The organism is Peribacillus saganii (genome assembly GCF_003429095.1).
In the GTDB taxonomy this organism is placed as follows: domain Bacteria; phylum Bacillota; class Bacilli; order Bacillales; family DSM-1321; genus Peribacillus; species Peribacillus saganii.
In genome coordinates, this window is record NZ_QVTE01000005.1 from 61,230 (window position 1) to 79,092 (window position 17,863).

The following is a 17,863-nucleotide window of genomic DNA, read 5'->3' on the forward strand; positions in this document are numbered from 1 at the left end:
TAGGTTAGGAGAGAGGGAATGGATTCAAATCCACAAAACGGAAGAGAGAGATTTCAACTCTTGCTCCAGCAGCTGGATTTAACGGAGGATGCTTTCGTAAAGTTTTTTTCAGGTGCTGAAATTGAGAAGCTATCGATTGAAAGAGAATCTAAAAAATGGCATTTTGTTTTTCGCCTGCAAGAGCTGATTCCATGCAGTGTATATACCCGTCTGTCCATGCATCTTATGAGTGCATTTGCACATATAGCGTCTGTTTCGTTCAGGGTTAATGTATTAAATCCAGTCGTAACAGAACAATTAATCAAAGAATATTGGAAGGGCTGCATCAGCGAGCTTGAGGGTATTTCACCGGCACTGCTATCGCTCCTAAACGAGCAGGAGCCAACAGTTACGGGCTATAAACTTGTAGTAAAAGCCCGGAATGAAGCTGAAGCTGGGCAGCTGAAACGCAAATATTCTGGAATTATTTCTAATATATACGCAAGCTACGGCTTTCCGCCTCTCACACTGGATGCTGAGGTTGCATCCTCGCCCGGGGAAGATTATCAGCAATTCCTTGAGGAAAAGAAAAAAGAAGATGAAGCTAAAGGACTTGCTGCCCTTGTTGAAATGCAAAAGAAGGAAAGTGAAAAAGGCAAGGATGACAGCCAGCATGAAGGGCCAGTTAAGATCGGCTATACCATCAAGGATGACGCAGACTTCCGCAGGATCGAGCAGATTATGGATGAAGAACGCCGGATTGCGATTGAGGGCTATGTCTTCCATGCAGAAACGAAAGAGCTGCGCAGCGGACGTACATTGCTTACCTTCAAGGTAACCGACTATACAAGTTCAATTATGGTAAAAATGTTCTCCCGTGATAAAGAGGATGCAGCTCTGCTTGAAAGAGTAAAGAAAGGTATGTGGGTCAGAGCCCAAGGCAGCATTCAAAATGATACGTTTGTACGTGATTTAGTAATGATTGCCAACGACATTAATGAAATCAGCAAATCAGGCCGCCAGGATCTGGCACCTGAAGGCGAAAAACGCGTCGAGCTCCATCTTCATTCACCAATGAGCCAAATGGACGCTGTCAGTTCGGTCAGCGCTTTAGTCGCCCAGGCAAAGAAGTGGGGCCATAAGGCAATAGCGATTACAGACCATGCTGTTGCGCAGTCCTTTCCGGAAGCATTTGGTGCTGGAAAAAAGAATGATATTAAAATCCTTTATGGTGTTGAAGTTAACCTAGTCGATGATGGCGTGCCAATTGCCTATAACGAAGCTCACAGACTGCTGGTGGAAGATACCTACGTTGTCTTTGACGTGGAAACGACCGGGTTATCAGCAGTATATGACACCATCATTGAGCTTGCCGCTGTCAAGATTAAAGACGGTGAAATCATCGATAAATTTGAATCGTTTGCAAATCCGCATCATCCTTTGTCCGCTACAACGATTGACTTGACGGGCATTACGGATGACCTTGTTGAGAACGCTCCAGAAGTGGGAGAGGTGCTTCAGCGCTTCAAGGATTGGGCTGAGGATTCAGTCCTAGTTGCACATAATGCCAGCTTTGATATGGGCTTCCTGAATGTAGGATATAAAAAAATTGGCCATGGAAAAGCTGCGAATCCGGTTATTGATACGCTTGAATTAGGGAGATTTCTTTATCCTGATCTGAAAAACCACCGTCTTAATACTTTGGCAAAACGATTTGATATTGAATTGACCCAGCATCACCGGGCAATCTATGACGCTGAAGCAACTGGTTATTTGCTTCTAAAGATGCTGAAGGATACGCTTGAAAAGGGTATCGAATACCATGATCGGCTAAACGATAATATGGGCGGAGGGACAGCATACCAGCGATCCAGGCCATCCCATTGCACATTGCTGGCACAAAATGATATTGGACTTAAAAACCTGTTTAAGCTTATCTCGATCTCTCATCTAGAGTATTTCTACCGGGTGCCAAGAATTCCGCGTTCTGTGCTGCAAAAGCATCGTGAAGGAATACTTGTCGGTTCAGGCTGTGATAAGGGTGAAGTTTTTGAAGGAATGATGCAAAAGCCAATTGATGAAGTTGTCCAAATCGCCGAATTTTATGATTATCTAGAAGTTCATCCTAAAGAGGTTTATAACCACCTGATAGAAATGGAATATGTAAGGGATGAAAAATCCCTAGAGGGAATTATCTCGAATATTATCAAGCTGGGGGAGAAACTGGACAAGCCTGTCGTAGCAACAGGGAATGTCCACTATCTGGATCCTAACGATAAAATCTATCGGAAAATTCTTGTCGGCTCACAAGGAGGCGCTAATCCGCTGAACCGCCATAAGCTTCCGGATGTCCATTTCCGGACAACTGATGAAATGCTAAAAGCATTTTCATTTCTTGGATCTGAAAAGGCGAAAGAAATTGTTGTAAAAAACACAAATAAGATTGCTGATTGGATAGAGCCGATAAAGCCAATAAAAGATGACCTCTATACTCCAAAGATTGAGGGCGCAGATGAGGAAATGAGGGAAATGAGCTATAAAATGGCCCGAAGCATTTATGGTGATGAGCTCCCCGAAATAGTAGAAGCACGCCTTGAAAAGGAGCTAAAAAGCATAATTGGCCATGGGTTTGCTGTAATATATCTCATATCTCATAAACTTGTAAAAAAATCGCTTAATGATGGCTACCTGGTCGGCTCTCGTGGATCCGTAGGTTCATCGTTTGTTGCGACGATGACTGAGATTACAGAGGTCAATCCTTTGCCGCCGCATTATGTCTGCCCGACTTGCAAAAAATCGGAATTCTTCAATGACGGCTCAGTCGGTTCCGGTTTCGATCTCCCAGATAAAGACTGTCCTCATTGCGGAATAAAATATAAAAAGGACGGTCATGATATACCTTTTGAAACTTTCCTAGGCTTTAAAGGAGACAAAGTCCCTGATATTGACTTGAATTTCTCGGGAGAATATCAGCCAAAGGCGCATAATTACACAAAGGTTCTGTTTGGTGAAGATTATGTATATCGAGCAGGTACAATTGGAACAGTAGCTGAAAAAACGGCCTATGGCTATGTAAAGGGCTATGCTTCCGATAATCACATGCATTTTAGGGGTGCTGAAGTGGACCGTTTGGTTGCCGGTTGTACAGGTGTTAAAAGGACTACCGGCCAGCATCCTGGAGGGATTATCGTAGTTCCAGATTATATGGAAATTTACGACTTTTCACCAATTCAGTTTCCAGCCGATGATAAAACATCAGAATGGAAAACTACCCACTTTGACTTCCATTCTATCCATGACAATCTGTTAAAGCTTGATATTCTCGGGCATGATGATCCAACCGTTATCAGAATGCTTCAGGATTTAAGCGGGATAGATCCTAAGACGATTCCGACAGATGATCCGGAAGTAATGAAGATCTTCAGCGGAACTGAATCGCTTGGAGTAACGGAAGACCAGATTATGTGTAAAACAGGCACGCTTGGAATTCCTGAATTTGGTACCCGTTTTGTGCGTCAGATGCTGGAAGACACGAAACCAACTACTTTCTCTGAGCTTGTGCAGATATCCGGTCTTTCCCATGGAACGGACGTATGGCTTGGAAACGCTCAAGAGCTTATTCATAATCGCATTTGTACGTTGAGCGAAGTTATCGGCTGCCGAGATGATATTATGGTATATCTAATTTATCAGGGACTTGAGCCATCGCTGGCATTTAAAATAATGGAGTCTGTCCGTAAAGGGAAAGGCCTTTCTGAGGAATTCGAAGCTGAAATGCGCAAGAATCAAGTACCTGAATGGTATATTGACTCCTGTAAAAAGATTAAGTATATGTTCCCTAAGGCTCACGCAGCAGCTTATGTATTAATGGCAGTTAGGATTGCATATTTTAAGGTGCATCTTCCTTTGCTTTATTACGCTGCATACTTCACAGTACGTGCCGAAGACTTCGAAATTGAGGCAATGGTACGAGGGTCACAGGCAATCCGGGCTAAAATTGAGGAAATCAGTGCAAAAGGGCTTGAAGCTTCTACAAAGGAAAAAAATACCCTGACAGTACTGGAGCTTGCTCTAGAAGCATGTGAACGCGGCTTCTCCTTTAAAAAGGTCGATTTATATAAATCAAGCGCTTCAGAGTTTATCATTGAAGGTAACTCGCTGATTCCGCCTTTCAATTCAATCCCTGGGCTTGGAACGAACGCTGCATTGAACATAGTCCGTGCAAGAGAGGATGGGGAATTCCTATCAAAAGAAGACTTGCAGCAACGGGGGAAAGTTTCAAAAACAATTTTGGAATACCTAGACAAGCATGGCTGCCTGGAAGCACTGCCGGACCAGAATCAGTTATCCTTGTTTTAATGGTAGAAATACACTGTTTCTCGATTATCGATGGAAACATGCTTTTCACCTGGACAGATGTCTGACTGCAGCGCCTAGCCCCGACGCACAGGACGTGCTAGTGCCGACGTCGCCACAGGACGTGGCGGTTTTAGTCGGCCTCGAGGTCATAAGCCGCCTTCCTGCGGAATCCGTCTTATGCTTGTCGGACTTGCACAGGACAAGGAATGCTGCGGCAGCGATACATCGCACGAAACAAAGCGTTAGCTTTGTGAGGATGTGCTGGCGTCGGCGTTTGGCACAGGACGTGCTAGACCTTAGCCGACGTTCCTTAGTTGCACTTCCGCTTTTCCGGTTTGCATAATAATCTTGGTTATGGTATATTTTTATTGGAAATACTTAAGATAAACCAAGGAAAAGAGTGGGGAAACCCACTCTTTCGTCTTTGTAATCAGCTTTTTTTTTATTCATTCTATCCATCACTATTAATGAGTAAAGCAGGTATGGAGGGACCATATGAGCAAAAAGGTTACAGAAATCGTAGAAGAGCTTGTCACACCGGTTGTAGATGAACTGGGGCTTGAATTAGTCGAAGTAGAATACGTGAAAGAAGGGAAAAACTGGTTCCTTCGCGTATTTATTGATAAGGATGCCGGTGTTGATATTGAAGAATGCGGCATTGTGAGTGAACGGCTCAGTGAAAAATTGGATGAACTCGACCCTATTCCTCAAAATTATTTCTTGGAGGTTTCTTCTCCGGGAGCCGAAAGACCGCTAAAGAAGGATAAGGATTTTCAAAAGGCAATCGGCAAAAATGTTTACATAAAGACATATGAGCCTATTGACGGTGAGAAGGAATTTGAAGGTGTATTGACTGCTTTTGATGGCAGCGAAGTCACCGTTGAAGTGAGAATTAAAACGAGGAAAAAAACGGTTGTAGTTCCTTATGACAAGGTCGCTAAAGCAAGGCTGGCTGTTACTTTCTCTTAAAAACTACAGTAATTAATGATCGTTGAAGGGGGATCTACCATGAGCAGTGAGTTATTGGATGCTCTTATGATTTTGGAAAGGGAAAAGGGCATCTCTAGGGACGTCTTGATTGAGGCCATTGAAGCCGCATTGATATCCGCTTACCGCCGGAATTTTAACCAGGCACAAAATGTTCGCATTGATTTAAATCTGGAAACTGGTTCGATGCGAGTATTTGCCCGTAAAGAAGTAGTGGATGAAGTATTCGACACTCGTCTTGAAATTTCAGAAGAAGAGGCAAAGCGGATCAATCCGAATTACCGGATTGAAGATGTAGTCGAAATGGAAGTAACTCCAAAGGATTTCGGACGGATTGCAGCACAGACTGCGAAGCAGGTGGTTACTCAGCGTGTGCGTGAAGCAGAACGCGGCATCATTTATTCCGAATTCATCGATCGTGAAGAGGACATCATGACTGGTATCGTCCAGCGCCAGGATTCCAGATTTATTTATGTTAGCCTTGGGAAAATCGAAGCGCTTTTGCCGATTAACGAGCAAATGCCAAACGAGAAATACAAGCCGCATGACAGGATTAAGGTATTTATTACTAAAGTGGAAAAAACATCAAAAGGCCCGCAAATCTTCGTTTCTAGAACACATCCAGGGCTTTTAAAGCGATTGTTTGAAATAGAGGTTCCTGAAATTTTTGACGGAACAGTTGAAATCAAGTCTGTTGCCCGTGAAGCCGGCGACCGTTCAAAGATTTCCGTTCACGCCGAAAATGAGGAAGTAGATCCAGTTGGCTCTTGTGTAGGGCCAAAAGGCCAGCGTGTCCAGGCAATTGTAAATGAATTGAAGGGCGAAAAGATTGATATTGTTAAGTGGTCTGAAGATCCTGTTGTTTTTGTAGCTAATGCACTTAGTCCATCTAAGGTAGTTGAGGTGCTGGTTCAGGAAGAGGATAAGGCAACTACAGTAATCGTTCCTGATTATCAGCTTTCGCTGGCAATCGGTAAAAGAGGCCAAAATGCCCGCCTTGCCGCTAAATTGACAGGCTGGAAGATTGATATTAAGAATGAAACAGAGGCACGTAATGCAGGAATTTACCCTGTTGAAGAACAGGATTTCCTATTGAGCAGAGAAAGCCTGGAAGACGACGAGTTTTCTGAAGATAATGAATAAGTAAGAGGTGACAGGTGTGAACAGCCGCAAAAAAATTCCAATGCGCAAATGCGTAGCTACCGGCGAAATGAAGCCGAAGAAGGAATTGATCCGCATTGTCCGTTCTAAAGAAGGGGAAGTGTCCATCGATCCAACCGGAAAGAAATCGGGTCGCGGGGCATACCTGTCATTGGACAGGGAGAGCATTCTTTTAGCAAAGAAAAAGAATACCCTTGCCAATCATTTAAGTGCGGAAATTGATCCTTCCCTCTACGAACAGCTGCTGGAGATGGTTGAAAAGGAGAATCATTCTACCAAATGAAACAGGAGCAATGGATTTCTCTATTAGGTTTGGCAAGTCGGGCGCGAAAGCTGATTTCTGGAGAGGAATTGGTGGTAAAGGAAGTAAGGAGCAAAAACGCAAAGCTGGTTCTGCTTTCGCTGGATGCTTCGAAAAATACAGAGAAAAAAATCTCCGATAAATGTGCATTCTACAATGTCCCTTTAAAGAGAATAGAAAGCCGGACAGTTTTAGGGCAGGCAATCGGAAAAGATGCCCGGGTGACTGTCGCTGTTCTGGATGAGGGATTTGCACGTAAACTTCTGACGCTGCTCGATTAATTTTTAACGGGGGTGTAACGTATGACCAAAATACGTGTATATGAATATGCAAAAAAACATAATGTTTCAAGTAAGGACATTATTGTGAAACTAAAAGACATGAATATCGAGGTATCAAACCATATGGCAGCTTTAGACGATTCTACAATACAAAAGCTTGATAACACATATAATCCAAAGGCAAAAGAAGAGAAAAAACCTTCTCCAAATAATAATCCGCAGAAACAGGAAAGCCCAAAGCCTGCTGAAAACACTGAACCCAAACCCGACAAATATGAGGATGAAGGCGACGATAACACAGTAAACACGCAGAAGCTAAAGAAAAAAGCGGTTGCTAAGCCGGTTGTTGGCAAAAAGACGGTTCAGGAGAACAGATCCAAAGAATCCAGAGTGTTTAATAAAGGAAATAACAACAATAATAGAAATAAAAATAACAGAAACAAGCAAAAATCTAACTACCAGCAGCAGGCACCTGTTCAAAGAAAAGTGAAAGAGCTTCCGAAGAAAATTACTTTTACAGAATCTTTAACAGTTGCTGAATTAGCCAAGAAGCTGTATAGAGAGCCTTCTGAAATTATCAAGAAGCTGTTTATGCTTGGCGTCGTAGCTACAATAAACCAGTCTCTTGACAAAGATGCAATTGAATTAATTGCAAGTGAATATGGTGTGGAAGTAGAAGAAACAATCCCTGTTGATATTACAGATCTTGAATCACATGTGACAGATGATCAGGCTGCTGATCTTGTGGAGCGTCCTTCTGTCGTAACAATCATGGGACATGTTGACCATGGTAAAACAACATTGCTCGATTCCATCCGCAACACAAAAGTAACAGAAGGTGAAGCAGGGGGAATTACGCAGCATATTGGTGCTTACCAAGTTGAAGTCAGCGATAAGAAGATTACTTTCCTTGATACACCTGGACACGCAGCATTTACAACTATGCGTGCCCGCGGTGCAAAAGTAACTGACATTACAATTATTGTTGTTGCTGCTGATGATGGTGTTATGCCTCAAACAGTGGAAGCGATTAATCACGCTAAAGCTGCTGAGGTACCAATTATTATTGCGGTTAATAAAATTGATAAGCCAGCGGCCAATCCTGACCGTGTTATGCAGGAATTAACAGAGCATGGACTTGTACCTGAAGCATGGGGTGGAGATACCATCTTTGTACCAATCTCTGCGAAAACAGGTGAAGGAATCGACAGCTTGCTTGAAATGATTCTTCTTGTCGGAGAAGTAGAAGAGTATAAAGCAAATCCGAAAACCCGTGCAAACGGAACCGTAATTGAAGCCCAGCTCGATAAAGGCCGTGGCGCAGTAGCAACATTGCTTGTCCAAAATGGAACGCTTCGCGTGGGTGATCCGATTGTAGTCGGAAACTCGTTCGGCCGTGTCCGTGCAATGGTAAATGATCTTGGCCGCCGTGTGAAGGATGCTGGCCCTTCAACTCCTGTAGAGATCACTGGGCTAAATGAAGTTCCGCAGGCAGGTGATCGCTTCGTTGTAGTAGAAGATGAGAAAACTGCCCGCCAGGTCGGAGAAGCTAGAGCGCAGGTCACGCTTCAGTCCCAACGCAATGAAAAATCACGTGTTACGCTTGATACCTTGTTTGAACAGATGAAACAAGGGGAAATGAAAGAACTAAACATCATCCTGAAAGCTGATGTTCAGGGATCTGCTGAAGCGCTTGCCGCATCTCTTCGGAAAATTGAAGTAGAAGGCGCGAAGGTGAAAATTATCCATACTGGCGTGGGAGCTATTACGGAATCCGATATTATTCTGGCAACTGCTTCAAATGCCATTGTTATTGGTTTTAATGTACGCCCGGATGTAAATGCTAAACGTGCAGCTGAATCTGAAAACGTTGATGTTCGTTTACACCGCATTATTTACAAAGTAATCGATGAAATTGAGGCAGCTATGAAGGGTATGCTTGACCCTGAGTTTGAAGAGAAAATTATCGGTCAGGCAGAAGTCCGCACTACATTTAAAGTCTCCAAAGTCGGTACCATTGCAGGTTCTTACGTTACGGATGGCAAAATCACCCGTGACAGCGGCGTAAGGCTTATCCGTCAAGGTGTAGTTATTTTTGAAGGTCAAATTGACGCTCTGAAACGCTTTAAGGATGATGTAAAAGAAGTTGCGACAAACTATGAATGCGGGATTACAATCAAAAACTTCAACGACGTTAAGGAAGGCGATATTATTGAAGCTTACGTCATGGAGGAAGTAGAACGCGCATGATTCTTTTAGCCGAGTGTGAATGCATCATACATGAGGCGCAGTCTTTAAAGGAAAAGCGGGCCGTACTGCAGCGTGTAATTACACGTCTAAAGCAGCGGTATAACGTTTCGGTTGCTGAGCTTGATTTTCAGGACGTATGGCAGCGGACTAAAATTGGCGTTGTTGCCATTACGTCCTCTAAAGCCTCCACCGAAAGGGAAATTCAGAGCGCATTGGATTATCTTGATTCGTTTCCTGAATTGGAACGCACTATAACAGATATAGAATGGCTTTAATTAGGCGGGGTGATTTTATGAGCGTTCGTTCAAATCGTGTTGGTGAACAGATGAAGAAAGAATTGAGCGAAATTATTGGACGGAAAATAAAAGATCCACGGATCGGCTTTGTTACAGTAACAGATGTGGCTGTAACAGGTGACCTTCAGCAGGCTACCGTTTATATTTCCGTGCTTGGTGATGAAGAACAGAAAGAAAATACTCTAAAAGGCCTTGCAAAGGCGAAAGGTTTTATCCGTTCGGAAATCGGGCAGCGAATCAGGCTCCGTAAAACTCCGGAAATTCTTTTTGAATTCGATGAATCCATCAATTATGGTAACCGGATTGAAACTCTGATTCATCAGATTCATTCTGAGGATAAGCCTGCCCAGGAAGATAAGGATAAATAGGCCGAAGTTCAATAGTTGCTTCGCAAAAGATGAGAACTCACACGCTGTGAGAGGCTTTTTTTCGAAGCGATGAATAGAAAAAACCTTGCCACTCATTTGTTTGGCAAGGTTTTTTGTTTTTAAATCCTTTTTATAGTAAGAACGGAGGCGGCTAGAAATGGAAGGGATTCTTCCCCTGTTAAAACCAAAAGGCATGACTTCCCATGACTGTGTCTTTAAACTGCGAAAAATATTGAAAACTAAGAAAGTTGGCCACACGGGGACGCTTGATCCGGATGTAACCGGTGTCTTGCCGATTTGTGTTGGAAGAGCCACGAAAATTGCAGAATATATAACTGATGCCGGTAAGGAATATGAAGGTGAAGTAACCCTTGGTACAGCAACAACGACCGAAGATTCCAGCGGAGATATTGTTGCAGAAAAAAAGATTGATGCCCCGCTGTCGAGAACTGCTGTTTTGGAAGTTCTCAAATCGTTAACGGGAGAGGTTACACAAACTCCGCCCATGTTTTCAGCCGTTAAAGTTAACGGAAAAAAGCTATATGAATATGCCCGGGCCGGTATTGATGTGGAACGGCCGTCTAGAATTGTTTCGATATATGAAATAGAGCTATTGGATGGACGGGAGTCTTTTGAAGGAGAGTCGATTTCGTTCAGATTCCGGGTGAAATGCAGCAAAGGAACCTATATCAGGACACTTGCCGTAATGATTGGGGAAAAGCTGGGCTTTCCTGCCCATATGTCTGATTTAATCCGAACCCGTTCGGCCTCATTTGCACTTAAAGATTGCGTTTCCTTTGAAAAGATTGAAGCAAGCGCTGAAAGAGGGGAAGTGGAGAGCCTTCTTTATCCTTTAGAAACCGGGTTGCTTCATTTGCCCAAATTTTTGATTAGTGATACAGTAGCAGAGAAAGTAAAAAATGGGGCGGTTTTGCCTCTTCCTGATGATTATGAAGTTGATAAAGGAATGCCCTTCGTACTAATTTCAGGTGAAATGGCGCTGGCTATTTATCAGCAGCATCCTTTGAAAAATGGTTTAATGAAACCTGTAAAAGTATTAAGGAACGAATAAATAAATTTTTATATTTACCAATGTCTAGCTTCAGCGCCCAACCCCTCGATTGTTGCGATCAAAGGCCATCGCAACCTTGGTCATAAACCAATCGCTTCGGAAGGCAAAAAGCGCTTTCTGTCAGCGCTTGTCTTCTGCTTGCCGGACTTGCACAGGATGTGCTGGCGTCGGCGTTTGGCACAGGACGTGCCAGAACTTAGTCGACGTTCCTTTTTTCACAACGTGGGTCAGAACGGCGTTGCCACAGGACGTGGCGATCTTAGCCGTTCTTCCTCTGTCACGATGTGCTGGCTTAGACGTTTGGCACAGGACGTGCCAGTCCTTGGTCTGGGCGCTTACGCTTTTCTATATAAGAGGAGAATGGAATGTGGAAGTAATAAAAATAGAGCATCCTCATGATTTTACAGCCGATGCTTTTCCACCGCTAGTTTTGGCGCTCGGCTTTTTTGATGGTGTCCACTTTGGGCATCAGAAGGTTATAGAGAGTGCCAAACAGGAAGCGGAAGCAAAAGGTCTGAAAACGGGTGTGATGACGTTTGACCCCCATCCTTCAGCAGTCCTTGGCAGGGATGTACAGCATGTACATTACATTACGCCAATTCAGGACAAGGCAGCCATAATGGAGCAGCTCGGTGTTGATTATCTGTTCATTGTCCAGTTTACAAAGGCATTTGCAGAACTGCTCCCTCAGCAATTTGTAGACAGGTATATTATTGCATTGAATGTAAAGCATGTTGTTGCCGGTTTTGATTATAGCTATGGCCGGCTGGGGAAAGGAACGATGGAAACGATGCCATTTCATTCACGTTCAAAGTTTACTCATACGGTGGTTGAAGAACATTCCCTTGCAGATGAAAAAATCAGTTCAACCCGGCTGAGAACAGTATTAAAAGAAGGTCGCATGGACGAGTTCAAGGCCCTGACAGGCCGTTTCTATACAACATGCGGAGAAGTAATCCATGGTGAGAAACGAGGAAGCAAACTTGGGTTCCCTACAGCCAATCTTGGCCTCGACCAAAATTATCTTTTGCCTGCAACCGGCGTTTATGCAGTAAAAATCAGGATTAAAGGCATCTGGTATCTAGGTGTCTGCAATGTAGGATATAAGCCGACATTCCATGAAGTACAGCCCGATCAGCCGTCCGTAGAAGTCCATGTGCTTGATTTTTCCGGAGATATTTACGGAGAAATGGTAGAGCTTGAATGGCATAAATATCTGCGCAATGAACAGAAGTTTAACGGACTCCAAGAACTTGTCAGCCAAATACATACTGATAAGAGGCGAGCTGAGGATTACTTTAGGGAAATCGCTGATTAAACTTGCTTTTATCGGCAAAAAGATGTATGCTATAGTATGTTAGAAATTTAACCGTTGCTTGGCTAGTCGAGTCTCCGTCGCTGGCTCGGTAACCGGTGATTTTTAAAAGAAATCTTAGGAGGTAATTGCAAATGGCAATCACACAAGAACGTAAAAATGAACTAATCGCTGAGTACAGAACTCATGAAACTGACACTGGATCTCCAGAAGTTCAGATCGCAGTTCTTACTGAGGAAATCAATAACCTGAACGATCACTTACGCGTTCACAAAAAAGATCACCACTCACGTCGCGGTCTTCTTAAAATGGTAGGTAGACGCCGTAATCTTCTTACGTACCTGCGTAACAAAGACGTTACTCGTTACCGTAACCTTATCAACAGCTTAGGTCTACGCCGATAATCTTCAAGAAAGCGGGAAATTTCCCGCTTTTTTGCTGTTAACTGATGTTTTTTTCGTACATAATAGGATTAGACTGGGTATATAGTTTGTAAACTTTCACATATAAGATTGAAAAAATATAGGGTTAAGGATTTTCTTAGGCCTCTATAGCAAAGAAGTCAGAGAGGGGTTTATTTAGAATGAAACAGGGCAAGAAGAGTTATTCATTTAATTGGGCTGGCAGAACATTGACCGTTGAAGCTGGACAGCTCGCCAAACAGGCCAATGGCGCGGCCTTGGTACGATACGGAGATACAGCAGTTTTAAGTACGGCCACTGCGTCGAAAGAGCCTAAAAACCTGGATTTCTTTCCTTTAACCGTAAATTATGAGGAAAGATTATATGCTGTCGGTAAAATTCCAGGCGGATTTATTAAGCGTGAAGGAAGACCGAGCGAAAAAGCGATCCTTGCAAGCCGCTTGATCGATCGCCCGATTCGTCCGCTCTTTGCAGACGGGTTCCGTAATGAAGTCCAGGTAATCAGCATTGTAATGAGTGTGGATCAGGACTGTTCCTCTGAAATGGCAGCCATGTTTGGATCATCGCTGGCTCTTATGCTTTCGGATATTCCTTTTGGCGGGCCGATTGCAGGTGTAATTGTAGGGAGGGTGAATGGTGAATTCATCATTAATCCGTCACTTGAACAGCTTGAAAATAGTGATATTAACCTTACAGTAGCGGGAACAAAAGATGCAGTGAACATGGTTGAAGCAGGGGCGGATGAGGTTCCGGAAGAAGTCATGCTGGAAGCAATTATGTTCGGCCATGATGAAATCAAAAAGCTGATTGCATTCCAGGAACAAATCGCTGCAGAAATCGGCAAGGAAAAAACGGAAGTTGTTTTATACGAATTAGATAAAGATCTTGAAGCGGAAATACGTTCTCTTTGCGAGCGGGAGATGAACCAGGCAGTTCAGGTTCAGGAAAAGCATGCACGTGAAGCGGCAATTAAAGAAGTAAAAGACAAAGTAATTGCTGTTTTCGAGGAGCGGGAAACAGAAGCAGAACAGTTAAAGCAGGTTAAAGAAATACTTAACAAGCTTGTAAAGGCGGAAGTTCGCCGTCTGATTACGGAAGAAAAGGTTCGTCCTGATGGCCGTAATCCAGACGAAATCAGGCCATTGGCATCAGAGGTTGGGCTTCTTCCGCGCACACATGGTTCCGGTTTATTTACAAGGGGACAGACCCAGGCATTGTCAATTTGTACATTGGGAGCGCTTGGGGATGTACAGATTTTGGACGGGTTAGGTGTTGAGGAATCAAAACGGTTCATGCACCATTATAATTTCCCGCTCTTCTCTGTTGGGGAAACTGGTCCTATGAGAGGTCCAGGACGCCGTGAAATTGGACATGGAGCATTAGGAGAACGCGCCCTTGAGCCGGTTATCCCTTCAGAAACTGATTTCCCATATACAGTCCGCCTTGTATCTGAAGTGCTTGAATCAAATGGTTCTACCTCACAGGCAAGTATTTGTGCCAGCACACTTGCGATGATGGATGCCGGTGTGCCGTTAAAGGCTCCTGTTGCTGGTATTGCTATGGGCCTCATCAAATCAGGTGAGCATTATACGATTCTTACAGATATTCAGGGTATGGAAGACCATCTGGGAGACATGGATTTTAAAGTGGCAGGGACATCTAAAGGTGTAACAGCTCTTCAAATGGATATTAAAATTGAAGGACTCTCAAGAGAAATTCTTGAGGAAGCACTGCAGCAAGCCAAGCAGGGCCGGATCCATATCCTTGAGTCCATGATGGCAACCATTGAACAGCCGCGCGGCGAACTTTCTAAATATGCTCCAAAAATCCTCACGATGACAATCAACCCTGACAAAATCAGAGACGTTATCGGACCAAGCGGAAAGCAAATCAATAAAATCATTGAAGAAACTGGTGTCAAGATTGATATTGAGCAGGATGGACGAGTATTCATTTCGTCTATCCACGAGGACATGAACCAAAAAGCCAAGAAAATTATCGAGGATATCGTCCGCGAGGTACAAGTTGGTGAAATGTACCTTGGAAAAGTTAAAAGAATCGAAAAGTTTGGCGCCTTCGTTGAAATCTTTAACGGGAAAGATGGTCTTGTCCATATTTCCGAGCTAGCAGAAGAGAGAGTAGGCAAAGTCGAGGATGTTGTTTCTATTGGCGATGAATTACTTGTGAAGGTAACAGAAATCGATAAGCAGGGACGTGTCAACCTTTCCCGTAAAGCCGTATTAAGGGCCCAAAAAGAAGCTGCAGAAAACTCACAGTCATAGGACAGAAGCTTAATTGCCCTAAGATAGGGTTGATTCCGGATGGGATCAAAGTTTGCTGCTCCAGGTTTATTCATTTTGCTGTCTGATAGTATGGAACAGCAGGCGATTAGACAGCAAACGTAAAAAACTTCTTTCTAATTCATAGAGGCAGGCATGTGGTTCGAAAAGAATTCGCATGCCTTTTTTTAAAACTATAAAATGCGCTTTAATTTGATTTTTCTTTAACCCGTGAAAAATTATCAATGAAGGCGATAATCGAAAACTGCCTTAGTTACCATAAGGTGAACACCGCTAATCAGCTCAAAAATCGGCTTTTCTGTTCTACTCGTTCTACCTTGTCCCATATTTTCATACATTTTGGTATGGAGGAGGACGGAAAATGGATGAAAAGTGGAGACGTATTATAGCTGTTCCTGCTATTGCAGTAATTTCATATTCGCTGGTGCAAAGTCCTTATGTTGATCAATACATAGCAGAAATTAAAGACAGGCCAATGGAAGCTGCAAGCCAAAAAGACCCATTGTTTGCAGAAATAAATTCTAGGGCCAAGGAGTATGAGCAACAACCAAAAGACGCTCTTATCGATCCGGTGTGGAAAACAATTCCAGGTTATAATGGACTTAAGGTTGATTTAAATGCTTCCTATAAAAAAATGAAGCCAGATGGGTTATTTGATGAAAAAAAATTAATTTACCAGCAGGTTCCGCCAAAGATTCACATTACGGACCTAAAACCTGCACCTATCTACAAGGCAAATCCCGAAAAGCCGGTGGTTTCATTTATAATAAATGTTGCCTGGGGAAATGAGTATTTACAGGAAATACTCGAAATTCTTAAAAAGCATGAAGTAAAAGCCACTTTTTTTCTAGAGGGAAGATGGGCCAAAAATAATCCAGTTTTAGCAGAAATGATTGCGGAAGGCGGTCATGAAATCGGCAATCATTCATATAGCCATCCGCTAATGGAAAATACATCCGCAGAGAAGACAAGGGAAGAAATTTTAAAAACCAACGAAGCAATAGAAGCGGTAACTGGCGTACAATGTAAATGGTTTGCCCCCCCAAGCGGCAGCTTCCGTGATGAAACTGTTGATATTGCCCATTCGCTTAAGCTTGGTACAGTGTTGTGGAGTGTGGATACAATCGATTGGCAAAAGCCGACACCTGAAGTATTGACTAAGCGAGTGCTGGACAAGGTTCATCCAGGAGCGTTTATCCTGATGCATCCTACTGAATCAACAACGAGATCTTTAGAGATATTAATTACGAATATCAAAAAGAAAAATCTGCATCTTGTTACGGTTTCAGAAGCGGTAAGTGAAGAGCGGATCATGCATTGAAATAGCTTTTTTCAGGATAGGTTGCAGAAAGCTCAAGTCGTCTTCTTTTTCTATAAGTCCAAGTAATGGTATTATTCTTTTATGCAACAAGAGTTGTTACTGTTTTTGTAACGACTATTAGGGAGGAATGTTTGTTGATCAAAAAGTACACATGCCAAAATGGAGTAAGAATCGTATTAGAAAATATTCCCACTGTTCGTTCGGTAGCGTTAGGAGTTTGGATTAAAACTGGCTCCAGGGATGAAACACCTGAGTTAAACGGGATATCACACTTTCTTGAGCATATGTTTTTCAAAGGGACCAAATCGAGAAACGCCAGGGAAATTGCCGAATCCTTTGATAGCATTGGCGGCCAGGTGAATGCGTTTACCTCTAAGGAATACACTTGCTATTACGCAAAAGTTCTTGATAACCATGCAAGCTTCGCTCTGGATATCCTTTCAGATATGTTCTTTAATTCGATATTTGACCCAGAAGAGTTAAAAAAAGAAAAAAATGTCGTTCTTGAAGAAATAAAAATGTATGAAGATACTCCAGATGATATTGTCCATGATTTGCTTAGCAAAGCCGTGTATGAAAAGCATTCGCTTGGTTATTCAATTCTTGGAACGGAAGACACGCTCAATACATTTACAAGTGAGACACTAAAACAATATGTTCACGATATGTATACGCCTGATAAAATCGTAATCTCCATTGCGGGTAATGTGACAGAGCAGTTCATTAAAGAGGTAGAAAAGCACTTTGGCAGCTTTAAAGGCGGAGAAGGCAGAAGGGAACCGGAGCGGTCACAATTCCATTTCAACCATCTTACACGAAAAAAGGAAACGGAACAGGCTCACCTTTGCCTTGGTTTTGAAGGCTTACACATTGGGCATGATGATGTGTATAGTTTAATCGTTCTAAACAACGTTCTCGGGGGCAGCATGAGCAGCCGCCTCTTCCAGGATGTAAGGGAGCAAAAAGGACTTGCCTATTCGGTTTATTCCTATCATTCCGGATTCCTTGACAGCGGTCTAGTCACGATCTATGGCGGGACCGGTGTTGGACAGCTTGATAGTCTATATGAAACCATCCAGGAAACGCTAAAAACGTTAAAAGCAGAAGGAATTACCGAGAAAGAGCTGCGAAACAGCAAAGAGCAGCTTAAAGGCGGATTGATGCTAAGCCTGGAAAGTACAAACAGCAGGATGAGCAGAAATGGCAAAAATGAATTGCTGCTCGAGCACCACCGTACACTTGATGAAATTGTCGAGCAGATAGATCAAGTTACCCAGGAAAGTGTAAACACTATGGGAAGAACTATCTTTACAGATAACTATGCCTTAGCGCTGATCAGCCCGTTGGATGAGTGGGAAAAATAAATACAAATGAAAGGCTTGGCTTATGCCGAGTCTTTTTTAGTATAAAGGTATTTAAACAAAGTATTTAGGGCGAGTGGCTTCCGAATT

At 43.0% G+C, this 17,863-nt stretch carries 14 protein-coding genes; all 14 read left to right on the plus strand.

Going from position 1 to position 17,863, the window contains the following annotated elements; translation table 11 throughout:
• Positions 1–18 precede the first annotated feature (18 nt).
• The 14 genes from D0469_RS02080 to D0469_RS02145 all read left to right on the plus strand — a co-directional run bounded on the left by D0469_RS02080 (position 19) and on the right by D0469_RS02145 (position 17,776).
• Positions 19–4,338, plus strand: coding sequence for a PolC-type DNA polymerase III (locus D0469_RS02080; protein WP_117325005.1), 4,320 nt, complete (start codon positions 19–21; stop codon positions 4,336–4,338).
• A gap of 495 nt (positions 4,339–4,833) precedes the next feature.
• A complete protein-coding gene (rimP, locus tag D0469_RS02085) occupies positions 4,834–5,307 on the plus strand; it encodes a ribosome maturation factor RimP (RefSeq protein WP_117325006.1) in 474 nt (157 codons plus the stop codon).
• Between the two features lie 39 nt (positions 5,308–5,346).
• Entirely contained in the window at positions 5,347–6,468 is a 1,122-nt protein-coding gene (gene nusA / locus D0469_RS02090; RefSeq protein ID WP_117325007.1) for a transcription termination factor NusA, read from the plus strand.
• Positions 6,469–6,484: 16 nt separating this feature from the next.
• Positions 6,485–6,769, plus strand: a complete 285-nt coding sequence (gene rnpM, locus D0469_RS02095; protein WP_117325008.1) for an RNase P modulator RnpM — start codon at positions 6,485–6,487, stop codon at positions 6,767–6,769.
• Positions 6,766–7,068, plus strand: coding sequence for a YlxQ family RNA-binding protein (locus D0469_RS02100; RefSeq protein ID WP_101593918.1), 303 nt, complete (start codon positions 6,766–6,768; stop codon positions 7,066–7,068). The genes rnpM and D0469_RS02100 overlap by 4 nt, the downstream gene beginning before the upstream one ends.
• 21 nt (positions 7,069–7,089) lie before the next feature.
• Positions 7,090–9,318, plus strand: a complete 2,229-nt coding sequence (gene infB / locus D0469_RS02105) for a translation initiation factor IF-2 (protein WP_117325009.1) — start codon at positions 7,090–7,092, stop codon at positions 9,316–9,318.
• Positions 9,315–9,593 carry a DUF503 domain-containing protein gene (locus D0469_RS02110; RefSeq protein ID WP_117325010.1) on the plus strand — a complete coding sequence of 93 codons (279 nt, stop codon included), beginning with the start codon at positions 9,315–9,317 and terminating at the stop codon, positions 9,591–9,593. Before infB ends, D0469_RS02110 begins: the two co-directional genes overlap by 4 nt.
• 17 nt (positions 9,594–9,610) lie before the next feature.
• The gene (gene rbfA / locus D0469_RS02115) at positions 9,611–9,982 is read left to right on the plus strand and encodes a 30S ribosome-binding factor RbfA (protein WP_117325011.1); all 372 of its coding nucleotides are present in this window, start codon (positions 9,611–9,613) and stop codon (positions 9,980–9,982) included.
• Between the two features lie 157 nt (positions 9,983–10,139).
• Entirely contained in the window at positions 10,140–11,054 is a 915-nt protein-coding gene (truB, locus tag D0469_RS02120; protein WP_117325012.1) for a tRNA pseudouridine(55) synthase TruB, read from the plus strand.
• 367 nt (positions 11,055–11,421) lie between these two features.
• Positions 11,422–12,372 carry a bifunctional riboflavin kinase/FAD synthetase gene (ribF, locus tag D0469_RS02125; RefSeq protein ID WP_117325013.1) on the plus strand — a complete coding sequence of 317 codons (951 nt, stop codon included), beginning with the start codon at positions 11,422–11,424 and terminating at the stop codon, positions 12,370–12,372.
• A 131-nt stretch (positions 12,373–12,503) separates the two neighbouring features.
• Positions 12,504–12,773, plus strand: a complete 270-nt coding sequence (rpsO, locus tag D0469_RS02130; protein WP_101593931.1) for a 30S ribosomal protein S15 — start codon at positions 12,504–12,506, stop codon at positions 12,771–12,773.
• 179 nt (positions 12,774–12,952) lie between these two features.
• A complete protein-coding gene (gene pnp, locus D0469_RS02135; RefSeq protein ID WP_117325014.1) occupies positions 12,953–15,073 on the plus strand; it encodes a polyribonucleotide nucleotidyltransferase in 2,121 nt (706 codons plus the stop codon).
• Between the two features lie 379 nt (positions 15,074–15,452).
• A complete protein-coding gene (locus D0469_RS02140) occupies positions 15,453–16,412 on the plus strand; it encodes a polysaccharide deacetylase family protein (RefSeq protein WP_117325015.1) in 960 nt (319 codons plus the stop codon).
• A gap of 134 nt (positions 16,413–16,546) precedes the next feature.
• A complete protein-coding gene (locus D0469_RS02145; RefSeq protein ID WP_117325016.1) occupies positions 16,547–17,776 on the plus strand; it encodes a M16 family metallopeptidase in 1,230 nt (409 codons plus the stop codon).
• Positions 17,777–17,863 lie beyond the last annotated feature (87 nt).